This window comes from Gordonia zhenghanii (assembly GCF_021738965.1).
GTDB classification, from domain to species: Bacteria; Actinomycetota; Actinomycetes; order Mycobacteriales; family Mycobacteriaceae; genus Gordonia; species Gordonia zhenghanii.
Genome location: NZ_JAKKOQ010000008.1, coordinates 303755 through 317679 on the forward strand (window position 1 = coordinate 303755; position 13925 = coordinate 317679).

General features: G+C 65.1%; 17 protein-coding genes and 1 riboswitch. Of the genes, 8 read left to right on the plus strand and 9 right to left on the minus strand.

The features are described from left to right. Nucleotides 1-39: 39 nt before the first annotated feature. A riboswitch (cobalamin riboswitch) is annotated at nt 40-235 on the minus strand. 85 nt (nt 236-320) lie between these two features. Then, nucleotides 321-1028 (minus strand): hypothetical protein, encoded by a 708-nt coding sequence (locus L5G32_RS11635; protein WP_237011188.1) that lies wholly within the window; start codon nt 1026-1028, stop codon nt 321-323. Nucleotides 1029-1232: 204 nt separating this feature from the next. Between L5G32_RS11635 and L5G32_RS11640 the strand changes: the two genes are divergently transcribed. The 4 genes from L5G32_RS11640 (at nt 1233) to L5G32_RS11655 (ending at nt 4489) form a co-directional block, all read left to right on the plus strand. Continuing rightward, complete coding sequence (locus L5G32_RS11640) at nt 1233-2132, plus strand: alpha/beta fold hydrolase (RefSeq protein ID WP_237011189.1); 900 nt, start codon at nt 1233-1235, stop codon at nt 2130-2132. Nucleotides 2133-2171: 39 nt separating this feature from the next. Next, complete coding sequence (locus tag L5G32_RS11645; protein WP_237011190.1) at nt 2172-2567, plus strand: VOC family protein; 396 nt, start codon at nt 2172-2174, stop codon at nt 2565-2567. A gap of 171 nt (nt 2568-2738) precedes the next feature. Beyond that, nucleotides 2739-3635 (plus strand): alpha/beta fold hydrolase, encoded by an 897-nt coding sequence (locus tag L5G32_RS11650; protein ID WP_237011191.1) that lies wholly within the window; start codon nt 2739-2741, stop codon nt 3633-3635. Continuing rightward, on the plus strand, nt 3632-4489 hold the full coding sequence (locus L5G32_RS11655) for an SDR family NAD(P)-dependent oxidoreductase (RefSeq protein WP_237011192.1): 858 nt from the start codon (nt 3632-3634) through the stop codon (nt 4487-4489). The genes L5G32_RS11650 and L5G32_RS11655 overlap by 4 nt, the downstream gene beginning before the upstream one ends. Nucleotides 4490-4520: 31 nt before the next feature. Here L5G32_RS11655 and L5G32_RS11660 read toward each other — a convergent pair whose 3' ends face one another. Further along, entirely contained in the window at nt 4521-5942 is a 1422-nt protein-coding gene (locus L5G32_RS11660) for a WS/DGAT/MGAT family O-acyltransferase (protein ID WP_237011193.1), read from the minus strand. 137 nt (nt 5943-6079) lie between these two features. On the opposite strand from L5G32_RS11660, the gene L5G32_RS11665 reads away from it, so the two are divergent. Next, nucleotides 6080-6694, plus strand: coding sequence for a pyridoxamine 5'-phosphate oxidase family protein (locus tag L5G32_RS11665; RefSeq protein WP_237011194.1), 615 nt, complete (start codon nt 6080-6082; stop codon nt 6692-6694). 44 nt (nt 6695-6738) lie between these two features. On the opposite strand, the gene L5G32_RS11670 is transcribed toward L5G32_RS11665, so the two are convergent. Then, nucleotides 6739-6894, minus strand: coding sequence for a hypothetical protein (locus tag L5G32_RS11670; protein WP_237011195.1), 156 nt, complete (start codon nt 6892-6894; stop codon nt 6739-6741). 30 nt (nt 6895-6924) lie between these two features. Continuing rightward, nucleotides 6925-8316 (minus strand): glycine--tRNA ligase, encoded by a 1392-nt coding sequence (locus L5G32_RS11675; RefSeq protein ID WP_237011196.1) that lies wholly within the window; start codon nt 8314-8316, stop codon nt 6925-6927. A gap of 220 nt (nt 8317-8536) precedes the next feature. On the opposite strand from L5G32_RS11675, the gene L5G32_RS11680 reads away from it, so the two are divergent. Further along, complete coding sequence (locus L5G32_RS11680) at nt 8537-8929, plus strand: hypothetical protein (RefSeq protein WP_237011197.1); 393 nt, start codon at nt 8537-8539, stop codon at nt 8927-8929. A gap of 5 nt (nt 8930-8934) precedes the next feature. Here L5G32_RS11680 and L5G32_RS11685 read toward each other — a convergent pair whose 3' ends face one another. Further along, nucleotides 8935-9384, minus strand: coding sequence for a nitroreductase family deazaflavin-dependent oxidoreductase (locus L5G32_RS11685; protein WP_237011198.1), 450 nt, complete (start codon nt 9382-9384; stop codon nt 8935-8937). Nucleotides 9385-9524: 140 nt separating this feature from the next. On the opposite strand from L5G32_RS11685, the gene L5G32_RS11690 reads away from it, so the two are divergent. Then, nucleotides 9525-9857, plus strand: a complete 333-nt coding sequence (locus L5G32_RS11690) for an ArsR/SmtB family transcription factor (protein WP_237011199.1) — start codon at nt 9525-9527, stop codon at nt 9855-9857. After that, entirely contained in the window at nt 9854-10264 is a 411-nt protein-coding gene (locus L5G32_RS11695) for a Fur family transcriptional regulator (RefSeq protein WP_237011200.1), read from the plus strand. Before L5G32_RS11690 ends, L5G32_RS11695 begins: the two co-directional genes overlap by 4 nt. Here the strand turns inward: L5G32_RS11695 and L5G32_RS11700 are convergent. The 4 genes from L5G32_RS11700 to L5G32_RS11715 form a co-directional block, all read right to left on the minus strand. Then, the gene (locus tag L5G32_RS11700; RefSeq protein ID WP_237011201.1) at nt 10261-11145 is read right to left on the minus strand and encodes a hypothetical protein; all 885 of its coding nucleotides are present in this window, start codon (nt 11143-11145) and stop codon (nt 10261-10263) included. The two genes, L5G32_RS11695 and L5G32_RS11700, sit on opposite strands and share 4 nt — an antisense overlap. 185 nt (nt 11146-11330) lie before the next feature. Further along, entirely contained in the window at nt 11331-12134 is an 804-nt protein-coding gene (locus L5G32_RS11705) for an isoprenyl transferase (RefSeq protein ID WP_237011202.1), read from the minus strand. After that, complete coding sequence (gene recO, locus L5G32_RS11710) at nt 12134-12904, minus strand: DNA repair protein RecO (protein ID WP_237011203.1); 771 nt, start codon at nt 12902-12904, stop codon at nt 12134-12136. Before recO ends, L5G32_RS11705 begins: the two co-directional genes overlap by 1 nt. A 72-nt stretch (nt 12905-12976) precedes the next feature. Then, on the minus strand, nt 12977-13807 hold the full coding sequence (locus tag L5G32_RS11715; RefSeq protein ID WP_237011204.1) for an alpha/beta fold hydrolase: 831 nt from the start codon (nt 13805-13807) through the stop codon (nt 12977-12979). Between the last annotated feature and the right edge of the window lie 118 nt (nt 13808-13925).

The following is a 13925-nucleotide window of genomic DNA, read 5'->3' on the forward strand; positions in this document are numbered from 1 at the left end:
GAGCTCAGAACGCGAAGCTCGCATGCGGATCCCGCGGGGTTGCTCCCGCGCGAGCCAGCAGGTCTTCGGACTCGAGGTCTGCCGCTGCCGGACGTCTTCCCAGGTGTGGCCCCAACAGGATTCCACCCAGTGACATGTGATCCGGTGCGTCGCTCTCACCGCTGCGCGTCAGTCCCGGATTCGCACCGGATTCCCTACCCGACGTATCGGGCGCGCTGGCACGCCGATTATAACTTTCATCGTGGAACGACTGTGCCCGGGACCACCGGACAGGTGGCCCCGGGCACAGGATTGCTCAGTGCGCTGCGGTCAGTCAGCGACTACTTCGCGGTCGCGATGCCCAGCGACGGGAAGAAGAAGCACGTCGCGTCACCCTTCTTGACCGTGCCGTAGATCGCGGAGAGGACGGTGCCTGAGCCGGTGTCGACAAGGCCACCACGGACGCCGTTGGACGGGAGGACGTTGAGTGCGGCCTTGAGGGGTGCAACCGCGGGGCCCGTAATTATCTCGGGCAGGCCCGCTTCGCTGATTCGTTTCTCCACAGCGTCAACGATGACATCCGTGATTCCGCCCATTGGTGCGCCCAGTTCGCCCTTGAACGTGTTGACGTTGAACCATGCGACCCGCATGCCGGACTTGTCTCCGGAGTCGTTAATCACACCAACCGGCACGAAACCGTAGAGGATCTCGCCCTTCTTCACTGCATTTAGGTCGACGCCCAGAAGCTCGAAGTCACCCAAGAATGGCGTATTCGGTCCCGGCATCGCACCACCCAGTGCCAGCGGGAACGAGAAGTCGGTGCAAGCACCGATCGTCGGGGTGAACGGAGTGATCCCGAGTTGTTTGAGAACGGCATTCGCCGCCGCGATGCCGTCGATGACGCCTGCTGCGTCGTTCGGCTGCGGCTGAATCGAGTCCAGTGCCGCTTTAGCGGCGGCACCATTGTTGGCGGGCGCGGCCTGCGCGACGGGTGCGCCGAGGAGAGCCGCAGACGCTGCGGCGGCAGCTAGTGCGAGACGAATCTTCATGGGAACTCCTGATCGAGAGATGGGCGGGACTAAAACGGCATCTCTCGCAACTTAAGCACCACTGGCTATCAGGATTCTCTTAAATACGACGATTAGTACGTTCAGAGGACGCAACACCCAGACTCTCTACCCGGACGGCCGACTATTTCTGTGACATAGTGACCACGAACTAGAACTGGTTTCAGTCCGTTGGTCGGGGGTCCGATGAGCACGCAGCGCCGCGAGCTGGGCACACGCCTGCCCACTTCTGTACGCATTCAGCAGGTCGACGTACCCGACGGGCGGATGCTGCATCTGCCCGGCCGTGGCACGACGTTCATCACCGACACCCCGGGCCCCACCGACGACGCACCAGCCATCCTGCTTCTGCACGCCGTGTCGACGACGGGACGCCTCACCTGGTTCCCCAGCATCGGTCCCCTCTCGAAGCGATTCCGGGTCGTCACCATGGACCAACGGCTGCACGGGCGCGGCATCCACACCGACTCGTTCACCCTGCACGACTGCGCGGACGACGCAGCAGCCGTCCTCGACGAACTCGGTATCGACTCCGCGATGATCGCGGGATTCTCGATGGGATCGTTGGTGGCACAGCGAGTGTGGCGGCAGCACCCGGACCGCGTCGGCGGTCTCGTCTTGTGCGCGAGCTCCGACCGCATGCAGTCGCGGGTCACCGAACGCCTCTTCCACCAGAGCGTCGGCGCATCGGTGCGCGCCGCCCGGCGGCCCCGGCGTCAGGATTTCGACGACGATCTGCGCGGAGTCGATCCGCGCGAGGACATCAACCGCTGGGCGCTGGCCGAGTTCCGCTCCACCCGGCCACTCGCGGCAGTGAACGCACTCGCCGCCATCGGCCGCCACCACAGCAGGCCGTGGATCCGGGAGGTCGACGTCCCGACCGCTATCGTCGTCCCGTTGCGCGACAAGGCGATTCCGCCGCAACGTCAGCGCGAGTTGGCCGCCCGCATCCCCGGGGCGACGCTGCACGAGGTCGACGCAGGCCACTCGTGCTGCGTCATGAACGCCGACGCCTTCGTCCCCGTCCTGATCGAAGCAACCACCACAGTCCTGGCACGGTGGACCGAGAACCGGTCGATCGGATAGACCGAGCGAACCAAGCCTCGGCACCTAGACTGTGGCCGTATGAAGGCACGCATCGAGCTGACAAGCATCTTCGTCGACGACCAGGCGAAAGCCCTCGACTTCTATACGAACCGACTCGGCTTCGTCGTCAAAGACGATGTGCCGACCGGCGAGTACCGGTGGCTCACCGTCGTCAGCGGCGACTCCCACGGCGGCCCTGAACTCCTCCTCGAACCGAATGCGCACCCGGCCGCGCAGGCTTACCAGGAGGCGTTGGTCGCCGACGGCATACCGTGCGCCTCGTTCGCCGTCGACGACGTCCACGCAGCCTGCACCGAACTGGCGGCCGACAGTGTCCGCATCGCCACGCAGCCGATGGAGGCGGGCCCGGTGGTCGTCGCCGTCGTCGACGACACCTGCGGCAACCTCATCCAGTTGATGAGCCGCCAGCCCTAGACCACTGTTCTTCGAGCGAACCGCGTACGACGTAGGCAGTTCAACGTCGCGCCGGTCTCCCGCTGGGTGGGGACACGACTGGCCCGATCGACCATCTGTGGCATAGTGACACGCGACACTGAAACACGTTCTAGTTCCGTTGCTCGGCTTCGGAACGAAGGGTTGTACTCGATGAAATCGTCACGCCGCGACCTCAGCTCGCTGCTGCCGTCCTCCGGACGCCTCCCCGACGTGGAGGTGCCCGCAGGTCGCATCGTCGACCTCCCCGGACGGGGCACCACCTTCATCACCGACAGTCCCGGTCCCACTCCGGATGCGCCTGCGATCCTGTTGCTGCACGCCCTGTCGACCACCGGCCTGCTCACCTGGTTCCCGAGCATCCCCGCGCTCACCGAACGCTTCCGGGTCATCACCATGGATCAGCGGCTGCACGGACGCGGCATCCAGTCACCGGAGTTCTCCCTCCGCGACTGCGCGGACGACGCCGCGGCCGTGCTCGACGCCCTCGACATCGACCAGGCCGTCATCGCGGGCTACTCGATGGGATCACTTGTCACACAGCGCGTCTGGCGTCAGCATCCGGACCGTGTGGGCGGCCTCGTCCTGTGCGCAGGCACGGACCAGTTCCAGACCAACGCGACCGAGCGACTCTTCCACCGAGGCATGGGCGTCTCGTTCGGTCGTCGGCGTCGCGTCGCACCCACCGTCACCGAACGCACGCGCGCACCACTCGACCCCGAGGACGACCTTCGCCGGTGGGCCATCGCCGAACTCCGGTCCACCCGGCCGTTGGCCATGAGCCGCGCGGTCGCCGCGATCGGTCAGCATCACACGAAGCCGTGGGTGCATGAGATCAATGTCCCGACTGCCGTCGTCATCCCGCTGCGCGACAAGGCGATCCCGCCGGAACGTCAGCGCGCGATGGCGCAGCGCATCCCCGGCGCCACCGTCCACGAGGTGGACGCCGGACACTCCTGCTGCGTGATGCGGGCCGACCTCTTCGTTCCGAAGCTCATCGAAGCGACGAACACCGTCCTCGCACGATGGACAGAGAAGGAGCAGGCATGAGCACACCGAAGATCGCCGTCGTCACCGGAGCGTCGCGAGGTGCAGGCAAGGGGATCGCACTCGCGCTCGGCGCGGCAGGCGCCACCGTGTACGTCACCGGCCGGACCACCGCGGCAAGCGCCGCCGACCTGCCGGGAACCGTCGCCCAGACCGCCGACGAGGTCACCAGACGCGGCGGCACCGGCATCCCGGTGATCGTCGACCACTCCGACGACGACCAGGTCGCTGCGCTCTTCGACCAAGTCCGGACCGACCACGGGCGGCTGGACATCCTCGTCAATAACGCGATCACCCTGCCACACGCCCTGACTAAAAAGGGTCCGTTCTGGGACAAGCCGCTCGACCTCACGGACCTGTTCGACGTCGGGATGCGCTCGGCATACGTCGCCACGTACTACGCGGCGCCTCTACTGGTCGCGAACGGCACCGGGCTGGTGGTGAACACCTCGTCGTTCGGCGGCAGTTGCTACATGCACGGCCCCGCGTACGGTGCCGGGAAGGCTGCGGTCGACAAGATGGCACACGACATGGCCGTCGACTTCAAACCGTTCGACGTCGCCGTGATCTCGTTGTGGATGGGACTCCTCAAGACCGAACGGAACGTCGCCGCGTTCGAAGCCGACCCCGCGATGTACGAGGGGCTCGCCGCATCAGCCGAATCCGTCGAGTTCCCCGGCCGCATCATCGCGGCCCTGTCGAGTCACGAGTCTCGGATGGAGCGCACTGGACAGGTCCTGATCGGCGCCGAGGTGGCCGAGGAACTCGGAGTGAGCGACGTCGACGGCAACCAGCCGCCGTCTCACCGTCCGTTCCTCGGCGATCCGCCGACGTTCAGCTCCTCCGTCATCGAATAGCCCGTACGAGCAGTCGGACCGCCGCGGTCGACTAGGGCTGTTCAGCTCCGCTCACGGCGACCTCGGCCTTGAGCCGCTCCAGCTCCCGCGGAAAGTGCTCCACCATGGTCTGCGGAGTGCGCACGCTCTCCTCGCAGGCGATGATCCCGACGTGCACGACACCGTTGTTCGACAACACGGTGATGTTGAGCCCGGCGCCATGGAACACCGGTCCCAACGGGTACATGCCCAACACCTGCGCACCCAGGAAGTACAGCGGCACCGGTGGTCCCGGAACGTTCGAGATGACGAGGTTGTGCACGACGGGGTGCTTCTCCGCGAGACGCAGACCCGCGTATGCCCGGACCGCCAGACCGAAGACTCGAGGCGCGGCGAATTCGGCCCAGTCCTGCAGCATGTCGGCCGAGATCGCCTTGTTGTGCTCCTTGGCGTTCCGATTGTCCTCGGTCATCTGGCGGAGCCGCTCGAGCGGATCGTCGATGTCGGTGCCCAGACGCGCGAACAGCGACGACACCTTGTTGGCTCCGACGTCACGCGACGAATCCTCGCGCACCGAGACCGGCACCGATGCAAGAAGCGGCTCGTTCGGCAGTTCCCCGCGCTCCTCCAGATAGCTGCGGAGCGCGCCGCCCGCGATGCTCAGCACGATGTCGTTGACCGTCGCACCGGTCGCGCGCCGCACCTCCTTGATGTCCTCGAGTTTCATATCGGCGATCGCGATGGTGCGATGCCCGTTGATGGTCCCGTTGAAGGAGGTTCGAGGAGCCGTCAGCGGAGCCGCCATCGCTGTCCCCTGCCGGGCGCGGTCGATCGACTGGGCGATCATGCCGATTGACGCCGGAACGAGCTTCGGAATCCCGAGCGGCCGCATCAGCGTCTCGACGACACCGCGACCGAGCAGTTCCAGACCGCCCGGCGCGCGCGAAGCCTTCGGCGGATCATCCGGAGCCAACGGCGGGGCGTCCGGCTCGAGGCTGCACAAGTACGAGATCAGGTTCGAGCCCGACGCACCGTCGACCGTCGCGTGATGCATCTTGGAGAACACCACGAGCTTCTCGACGCCGTCGGCGTCGTGATAGCCCTCGATCAGGACCATCTCCCAGAGCGGACGGCTGCGGTTCATCGGCTGACCGGCGAGATGACCGCAGATCTCCATCAGCTCGGCGTACCCCGCAGGCTGAGGCAACGCCATCCGGTGGAAATGGTGGTTGATGTCGAAGTGGTCGTCACGTACCCACACCGGATGCCCGACGTCGAGCGGCACGCGTCGCACCTTGCGCGTGAACTGGTCGACCTTCTTCACCCGTGAGTCGAGAAGATCCCGCATCGCCGAGAACGTGTAGCCGCCGGGCACCGTCTCTGGGTCGAGCACGATCAGCCCGCACACGTGCATCAGTTGCTCTGGGGTCTCCAGGTACAGGAAGCTGGCATCGAGGCCACTCAGACGATCCATGCGGAACAGAGTACAACACGAATTAGAACGTGTTCTATTTTAGTTGAAGTCGTCGTCTACCTGCTGTTCGCGTCACCACGAGCCCCGACGGGACAGCCTGCCTACGCACCGACTGACTGCCGGTGTTAAGTGGAGGCATGGGCACTCGCTATCAACACCTCGCATACGGCGACGCCGCGCGAGCCCGTCAACACGCAGTGGCGGACGCTGCCGTACCGGGAGCCGCGATCCCCGACGACGGCCCCCAGGAACTGACCTCTCGCGAGCTCCGCATGCTCACCCGCGCTTTCCAACTCCACCTAGCCACCGTGACCGAATCCGGCTGGCCGTATGTGCAGTACCGCAGCGGCCCAACCGGATTCGTCCACCATCTCGGCGGCAATCGGATCGCGTTCGCCGACTTTCGGGGCAACCGTCAGTTCGTGTCGACCGGCAACATCGACGCCGACGGCCGCGTCGCACTGTTCGTCGCCGACTATCCGCTCCGCAAACGCCTCAAAGTGTTCGGCCGCGCCGTGGTGTCGGACGACCCCGCACTCCTCGAACGACTGCGGCGCGTGGACGACGGTGAGATCTCGGCCGTCTGCGAACGCAGCATCGTCATCGGCGTCGAAGCCTTCGACTGGAACTGTTCACGCAGCCTCGTCCCGCAGTACACCGACGTGCAGGTCCGCGAACGGACGCAGCCGTACATCGACCGCATCACCGAGTTGCAGGACGAGGTGGCCGCGCTGCGCGCGCGACTCGACTGACGTTCGGCTCGTTCGAGGTGGTCTACGGGACCAGCGCCAGGGCTCTACCGCGTTCGTTCGCGGTAGAGCCACGCTCCCAGGACGATCAACCAGATCGGCACGACGACGCCGAACATCAGCCATGCGCCCTGACTGATCATCATGACCGCGGCGATCACCATCAACACGCCGCTGATCAGCGCGACCACTTTAGGACTCACGTCGTCCTTTCGTGACGAGTCGGACGGCCGTCAGACGCCGATCAACTTGCCGCCGAGGTACTCGACGACCTTGTCCAAGGCCACGCGCTCCTGCGTCATCGTGTCGCGTTCACGGATGGTGACCGCCTGGTCGTCGAGGGTGTCGAAGTCGACGGTGACACAGAACGGCGTGCCGATCTCATCCTGGCGGCGGTAACGCTTGCCGATGCCCTGCGCGTCGTCGAACTCGATGTTCCAGTGCTTGCGGAGGTCGGCCGCGAGGTCGCGCGCCTTCGGCGACAGCTTCTCGTTCCGCGAGAGTGGCAGCACGGCTGCCTTCACCGGAGCCAGACGACGATCCAGCTTCAGGACAGTGCGAGTATCGGTGCCCCCCTTGGCGTTCGGCACTTCCTCGTCGGTGTACGCGTCGACGAGGAACGCCATCATCGAACGGCCAAGGCCGGCAGCAGGCTCGATCACGAACGGCGTGAACCGTTCGCCAGTCGCCTGGTCGAAGAACGACAGGTCCTCGCCGGAGGCCTTGCTGTGCGTCGACAGATCGTAGTCGGTCCGGTTGGCGACACCCTCGAGTTCGCCCCACGGGTTGCCGCTGAAACCGAACTTGTACTCGACGTCGACGGTCCGCTTGGAGTAGTGCGACAGCTTCTCGGCCGGGTGCTCGAACAGACGCAGATTCTCGGGATCGATGCCGAGGTCGACGTACCACTGGAAGCGGGCATCGATCCACTCCTGATGCCACTGCTCGTCGTCGCCGGGCTTGACGAAGAACTCCATCTCCATCTGCTCGAACTCGCGCGTGCGGAAGATGAAGTTTCCGGGCGTGATCTCGTTGCGGAAGCTCTTGCCGATCTGCGCGATGCCGAACGGCGGCTTGCGACGCGACGTGGTCATCACGTTCTTGAAGTTGACGAAGATGCCCTGCGCGGTCTCCGGGCGAAGGTAGGCCAGGCCGTCCTGATCGGCGACCGGACCGAGGAACGTCTTGAGCAGGCCCGAGAACGCCTTCGGCTCGGTCCACTGCCCCTTGGTGCCGCATTCGGGGCAGCCGACCTCCGACATCGGGACCGTGTCCGGATCGTCGATGCCCTTCTTGAGCGCGTACGCCTCTTGCAGATGATCCTGACGCTGGCGCTTGTGGCAGTTGGTGCACTCGATCAGCGGATCGGTGAACACGTCGACGTGGCCGGAGGCCTCCCACACGCGACGCGGCAGGATGACCGACGAATCGAGACCCACGACGTCCTCGCGTGAGGTGACCATCGTGCGCCACCACTGGCGCTTGATGTTGTCCTTCAACTCCACGCCGAGCGGACCATAGTCCCAGGCGGACCGGGTTCCGCCGTAGATCTCACCGCAGGGATACACCAGACCGCGCCGCTTGGCGAGGTTGACGACAGCATCGACTTTGGACTGGACAGCCACGGTTAACTGATCTCCACGAGTGTAGGGGTTAGGGAATGTAGGGGTTAAGGGTTCGTTTACAGGGTAGTCGGTGGTCGAGACATCGCGCTGATCGCATACGTGATGCCGGTTTGCGCAGTGTCATCCGAACGTCCGAATAGCGAAGAATTGTCGTAGGCGCGTCGTAAGTTCACCGCATCGGTCAGGCAGTCGGCCCGACCACTCCCAAGGAGAACCCCCGATGAGAATCTCAACCCGCCTTGCCGTCGCCGCTGTGGCCGTCGCTGCCGTACTCGCCCCCTCTGTCGCTGTCGCATCCGCGAGCTCCAGCGAGCCGACTGCCGGCGACACCGTGCGCTACACCTTCTACAGCGATGTTCAGAACAACGAATCGACGAACTGGTTCGACGGCGACAACGACATGGACTCGTTCGAGACGACTCGCCTGTCCGGCTATTCACGGTCCACGACGAAGTGGTTCGGATCGAAGAGTGTCGTCTCACGCTCCACGTACCAACTGACCGGCAGTTCGTTCCAGACCAGCGGGTACTACGCCGGATGTGCGATCTACGTGAACGGCACCCTCGTCTCGTCCGATTCGGCGACCGGCCGATACGCGGTCGCCGTCTGCTGACACGGCTAGCTCGGATCGAGCCCGATCTCGACACACGGGACGGTGTCGATCGTCAGTCCGGTGGCCTCTTCGATGACTCCCGAGAGCTCGGCGTAGGCCTTCGGCGACCGCGTGCGGTACCGCTCGATCACCGCGCGGCCTTCGTCTGCCCCGAGGACGCGGGCCGTGCCCGGCCGGCGACGGATGAAGCCGATGCTGATCCAGCACCGTGGCTCGGCGACGAGGTTGCGGTACCACTGCGACCCGTCGCCGAAGCCGGACGCCAGGATCACATGCGCGTCGTCGGGACGTTCGACGCACTCGAGGACGACGAACCGGTGCTCCCCCGACCTACGACCGATGTGTTCGAGCAACACCAACCGGCCACCGAACAGAAAGCCGAGCCCCACTCGAAACAGCGGAATCGGAGCCCTGAGCAGCCACCGCGTCTGTAAGAGTCGCGCACCGATACCCATGGCTTCGACCGTACAACCGAGTCGTCTGCCACACGGCTCTATCGTTGCGCTTGACGGACGGTCCGGGCGCCCGAGGCTCAGGACTCGCACCGTCGTCTTCCTCACTGCAAAATGACAATCAATTCCCATAAGATGGCTGCATGACTTCCCCGACCGCGCCCGCAGCCCTCGTCGGCGACCACTCGGCGCACTCCGCCGCGAGCGACCTGCTGCGCGCGTTGTCCGCGCCGGCTCGTGTCGCGATAGTTCTCAGCCTGCAAGACCGGGCGATGTGCGTCCACGAACTGGTCGATGCCCTCCATCTCAACCAACCGCAAGTCAGCCAGCATTTGAGTGTGTTGAAGCGTTCTGGTGTGGTGGTAGGGACGCGACGCGGACGGGAGATCGAGTACGCGCTCGCCGACGACCACGTCGCACATATCGTCGTGGACGCCTTGGTGCACGCCACCGAACGTCGAGAAGGACAGCTGTGACCACGAATCCAACCAGGCCGGTCACCGGGCAGCGCGCAACTAAACAGCGCGCGGCGATCGCCGACGTCCTGTCGACCACCGACGACTTCTTGTCTGCGCAGCAGCTGCACGACAAACTGCGCGACCGCGGCGAGTCGATCGGACTGACCACCGTCTACCGCAACCTGCAGGCACTCACCGAGTCTCAGCAGATCGACGCGATCTGGGACGGCTCCGGCGAGACCCGATACCGGCACTGCTCGTCGGGCCATCACCATCATCTCGTCTGCCGCGAGTGCGGAACCACCGTCGAAGTCCAGGCCGACCCGGTGGAACGATGGGCGTCCAAGATCGCGAACGAGAACGGCTTCTCGGACATCACCCATACCGTCGAGATCTTCGGGACCTGCACCGACTGCAGACGCTAGAGGCCTTCGCGGGCGGTACGGAGCACCGAATCCTCGATCATCGTCGTGAGCTTCGGTGTCCGGGCCCGATGCCGATCCCGTCCCGTGATCTCACGGATGTCGGCGAGGACTGCGTCCCAGCCGTAGACGATGTCGTCGTACGTGAGCCGGATGGTGAGCCAGCCGTCGACGAGCGCCCGCCGATCGCGGTGATGGTCGCGCTCATAGTCGTCTCTACTCGCGTGGTACATGAAGCTGTCGCACTCGATGAGTAGCTTGCCGATCCGCAGATCGGTGTGCCCGACCCCCTCGATCGACGGTTGGACCACGACGTCGTACCCCTCTGATTTGAGCCGAACCCGTGCGATGCTCTCGGTTCCCGACTGAGACTTCGCATCTGTCCTGTCCACTGCGTGACTCAGCGTCACACTGATCGTGCCCATACCGACCCGGAGGTCGGCCGCGCCGGTTCCAGTCGAATTCATATACGAGTCGGCCACCGCGATCCACCCCTCGACCGGCAGACATCCGCTCGCATACTTGAGGGCGACCGGCAACGGGTCGACGGCCTCGGCCGCCATCCGCTCGGCGCCCACTGAGACCCGACACGCTTTGTGCTTGCCCGACTTGTTCTTGCTGCGCCGCAGATGAAGACTCGCTCGATAGCCGGGCGGTGTCCACATTCCGTGAAAGCGCAACGCGTCGACACAGGTCAGGATGCCGCCGTCTCGGACAGCCGACACGACCGTCGCGTCATGAAGGCGTGTGGCGTACCACCAGGGCCGCAACCTGATGAGGTCGCCGCTCACGAGCATCCGCTCGATCATCCGGTCGTCGAACTCCATCGCGACCAACTGCTTCTTGGTGTAGACACCCGACGTGTTCATACCCGACGTGCTCATACCCGACGTGCTCATACAAGGTCAGACGCAACGCACCGCTGCCCGGTTCCACAGCCGGCCGTCGACGCGAGGACCGGCCAATTCTGGGCTGGCTAATTCGAGTACTGGAAAATTCAGGCCGATCAGGACTCTCCGAGGGAAATCTTCCCTCGGAAGGTCGTATCCCGCCTGAATTTCCAGTTAGGTCAGGCGCTGCCGAAGCGCCGATCGCGCTTCGCGTACTCCAGGCAAGCGGCCCAGAGGTCGCGACGGTCGAAGTCCGGGAACAACTTCTCCTGGTAGACCATCTCGGCGTACGCGCTCTGCCACAGCAGGAAGTTCGACAGTCGCTGCTCGCCGGACGGACGGAGGAACAGGTCGACGTCGGGCATGTCCGGCTCGTCGAGGTATTTGCCGAAGCTCGCCTCGGTGATCCGGTCCGGGTCGATCTCGCCGCGGGCCGCGCGACGCGCGAGTTCGCGGGCCGCGTCGACGATCTCGGCGCGGCCACCGTAGTTGACGCACATCGTGAGCGTCATGACGGTGTTGTCCTTGGTGAGTTCCTCGGCCACTTCGAGTTCTTTGATGACGCTCCGCCACAGGCGGGGTCGTCGACCTGCCCACCGCACGCGGACGCCCATCTCGTTCATCTCGTCGCGACGTCGCCGGATCACGTCGCGGTTGAAGCCCATCAGGAACTTGACCTCGTCGGGGCTCCGCGACCAGTTCTCCGTCGAGAATGCGTACGCCGACAGCCACTGGACGCCCATCTCGATGGATCCACAGACCGCGTCCATGAGAACGGCTTCACCCCGCTTGTGCCCTTCAGTCCTGGGCAGTCCACGGTCCTGCGCCCACCGGCCGTTGCCGTCCATGACCAGCGCGACGTGCTTCGGCACGAACTGCGCCGGAATGTTCGGCGGAATCGCACCCGACGGGTGCGGGTCCGGTGGACGCACCGATCGCGCCGGAACCTGATCGGCAGACGAAGCTCGGGAGAATCGGGCCATCAGACAACCTGGTCTTCCTGCGCCACCAGCCTGTGCGGCGCATGTCGTTCGATGAGCGGCAGCGTCCGGAGTTGGCGCTCCAGGTGCCATTGCAAGTGAGCCGCGGTGAGGCCTGTCGCCTGACGTCGCTGCGAATCGGAGGCGGTCGCCACGTGATCCCACTCGCCGCGGGCGAGCGCATCCATCAACTCGAGGACGCCGACGGACGGCGTCGCCGCCCCCGCCGGACGGCAGTGCACGCACACCGCGCCGCCTGCCGACACGTGGAAGGCGCGATGCTGCCCCGGCTGCGCGCACCGCGCGCACACGTCGAGTGCAGGCATCCAGCCCGCGGCAGACATGGCGCGAAGCAGGAACGCGTCGAGGATCCACTGCCGATCACGGCGGTCCTCGGCGAGCGCTTGCAATGCTCCGACCGTCAACCGGTGCAGTTGCTTCGCAGGAGCGCGCTCCTCGCCTGCTAATCGTTCAGCGGTCTCCAACACCGCGCACGCCGTGGTGTACCGGCCGTAGTCGGAGGCTATGTCGTCGGAGAACGCGTGCAGACTGTGCACCTGGGTGACGATGTCGAGGTTGCGACCCGGATAGAAGTGGACGTCGACGTGCGCGAACGGCTCCAGACGTGCACCGAATTTCGAACGGGTCCGTCGGACGCCCTTCGCGACTGCACGCACCAGTCCATGCTCGGCGGTGAGGAAGGTTATGATGCGGTCGGCCTCGCCCAGCTTATGCTGGCGCAGCACCACCGCTTCATCGGAATATAACCTCACCGAGACATTCTCTCACCGGCCGACGACAAACGGTGGATCGACTCGCATCGTGTGGCCGCGACCGACGTCGCGTCACCGACCGCCGACGAAGTCGGCGAGCTCCGCCGCGACGCGTTCGGGCTGGTCTTCGGGAAGCAGGGTCCACGAGTCGTCGACCTCCACCAACCGTGCGTCGGGAAATTCCTTCACCATCCTCCGGGCATGATCGATCGGCATCATCCGGTCCTCGACCGCCCACAACAGAAGGACCGGCCTGTCGAGACTCACCACCTTCCGGTGCCAATCGTTCAGGACCGACTTCGACGGCGAACCGGTCGCGAATTTCGCGAGGTCACGGCGGATGGCGGCATCCCGACTCGCGGGCCCGAACCAGTCGTCCATCACGTCGTCAGGAATCCTGGCCTTGGCGAGCCCTCCGTATGCCGGAGTTCCGTGCCGGAACAAGGCAGTCCGGGTGATCTGCATGAGCAGCCACGATCCGCCCGGGACCCGGCACAGCGCACACGCAGGCCTGGCCGGTTTCGGCGGGAAGTTGTCGAACGCCTCGCACGAGGCGAGGACCATCCGCGCGAGCCGGTGGTCGCGACCTTCGGAGACGATAAACTGCCCGCCGCCCCAGTCGTTCAAGACGAGGGTGACCTCGTGGAGGTCGAGCGCGTCGAGGAAGTCGGCGATCAGATTCGCGACGCCAGACTGGGACAGGTCGGCATCTGGATGCATAGGTCGCCGATGCGCGCCCAACGGCCACGTCGGAGCGATGCAACGGAAACCGTCGAGCAGCGGGATCACGGCACGCCACTGGGTCTCGTTCATCAACAACCCGTGACCGAACACCAGCACCGGCCCGTCACCGCCGGAGTCGGTGTAGTCGATCGGGCCTGCGGGTAGATCGATGGAGGGCATGCCTCCACGGTGCGCTCTTGTGGCGAACGTGTCCAGGGTTCTGGACTCTCGATCGACGGTCTCGACTCCGCTCGACCAGCGGGAAGGGTCTCGACTCCGCTCGACCAGCGGGAAGGTC

Excerpts from the sequence above, each read along its gene's own strand:
- L5G32_RS11635 (WP_237011188.1), bottom strand. The coding sequence starts at position 1,028 with ATGAAGATTCGTCTCGCACTAGCTGCCGCCGCAGCGTCTGCGGCTCTC.
- L5G32_RS11640 (WP_237011189.1), top strand. The coding sequence starts at position 1,233 with ATGAGCACGCAGCGCCGCGAGCTGGGCACACGCCTGCCCACTTCTGTA.
- L5G32_RS11645 (WP_237011190.1), top strand. The coding sequence starts at position 2,172 with ATGAAGGCACGCATCGAGCTGACAAGCATCTTCGTCGACGACCAGGCG.
- L5G32_RS11650 (WP_237011191.1), top strand. The coding sequence starts at position 2,739 with ATGAAATCGTCACGCCGCGACCTCAGCTCGCTGCTGCCGTCCTCCGGA.
- L5G32_RS11655 (WP_237011192.1), top strand. The coding sequence starts at position 3,632 with ATGAGCACACCGAAGATCGCCGTCGTCACCGGAGCGTCGCGAGGTGCA.
- L5G32_RS11660 (WP_237011193.1), bottom strand. The coding sequence starts at position 5,942 with ATGGATCGTCTGAGTGGCCTCGATGCCAGCTTCCTGTACCTGGAGACC.
- L5G32_RS11665 (WP_237011194.1), top strand. The coding sequence starts at position 6,080 with ATGGGCACTCGCTATCAACACCTCGCATACGGCGACGCCGCGCGAGCC.
- L5G32_RS11680 (WP_237011197.1), top strand. The coding sequence starts at position 8,537 with ATGAGAATCTCAACCCGCCTTGCCGTCGCCGCTGTGGCCGTCGCTGCC.
- L5G32_RS11685 (WP_237011198.1), bottom strand. The coding sequence starts at position 9,384 with ATGGGTATCGGTGCGCGACTCTTACAGACGCGGTGGCTGCTCAGGGCT.
- L5G32_RS11690 (WP_237011199.1), top strand. The coding sequence starts at position 9,525 with ATGACTTCCCCGACCGCGCCCGCAGCCCTCGTCGGCGACCACTCGGCG.
- L5G32_RS11700 (WP_237011201.1), bottom strand. The coding sequence starts at position 11,145 with ATGAGCACGTCGGGTATGAACACGTCGGGTGTCTACACCAAGAAGCAG.
- L5G32_RS11705 (WP_237011202.1), bottom strand. The coding sequence starts at position 12,134 with ATGGCCCGATTCTCCCGAGCTTCGTCTGCCGATCAGGTTCCGGCGCGA.
- L5G32_RS11715 (WP_237011204.1), bottom strand. The coding sequence starts at position 13,807 with ATGCCCTCCATCGATCTACCCGCAGGCCCGATCGACTACACCGACTCC.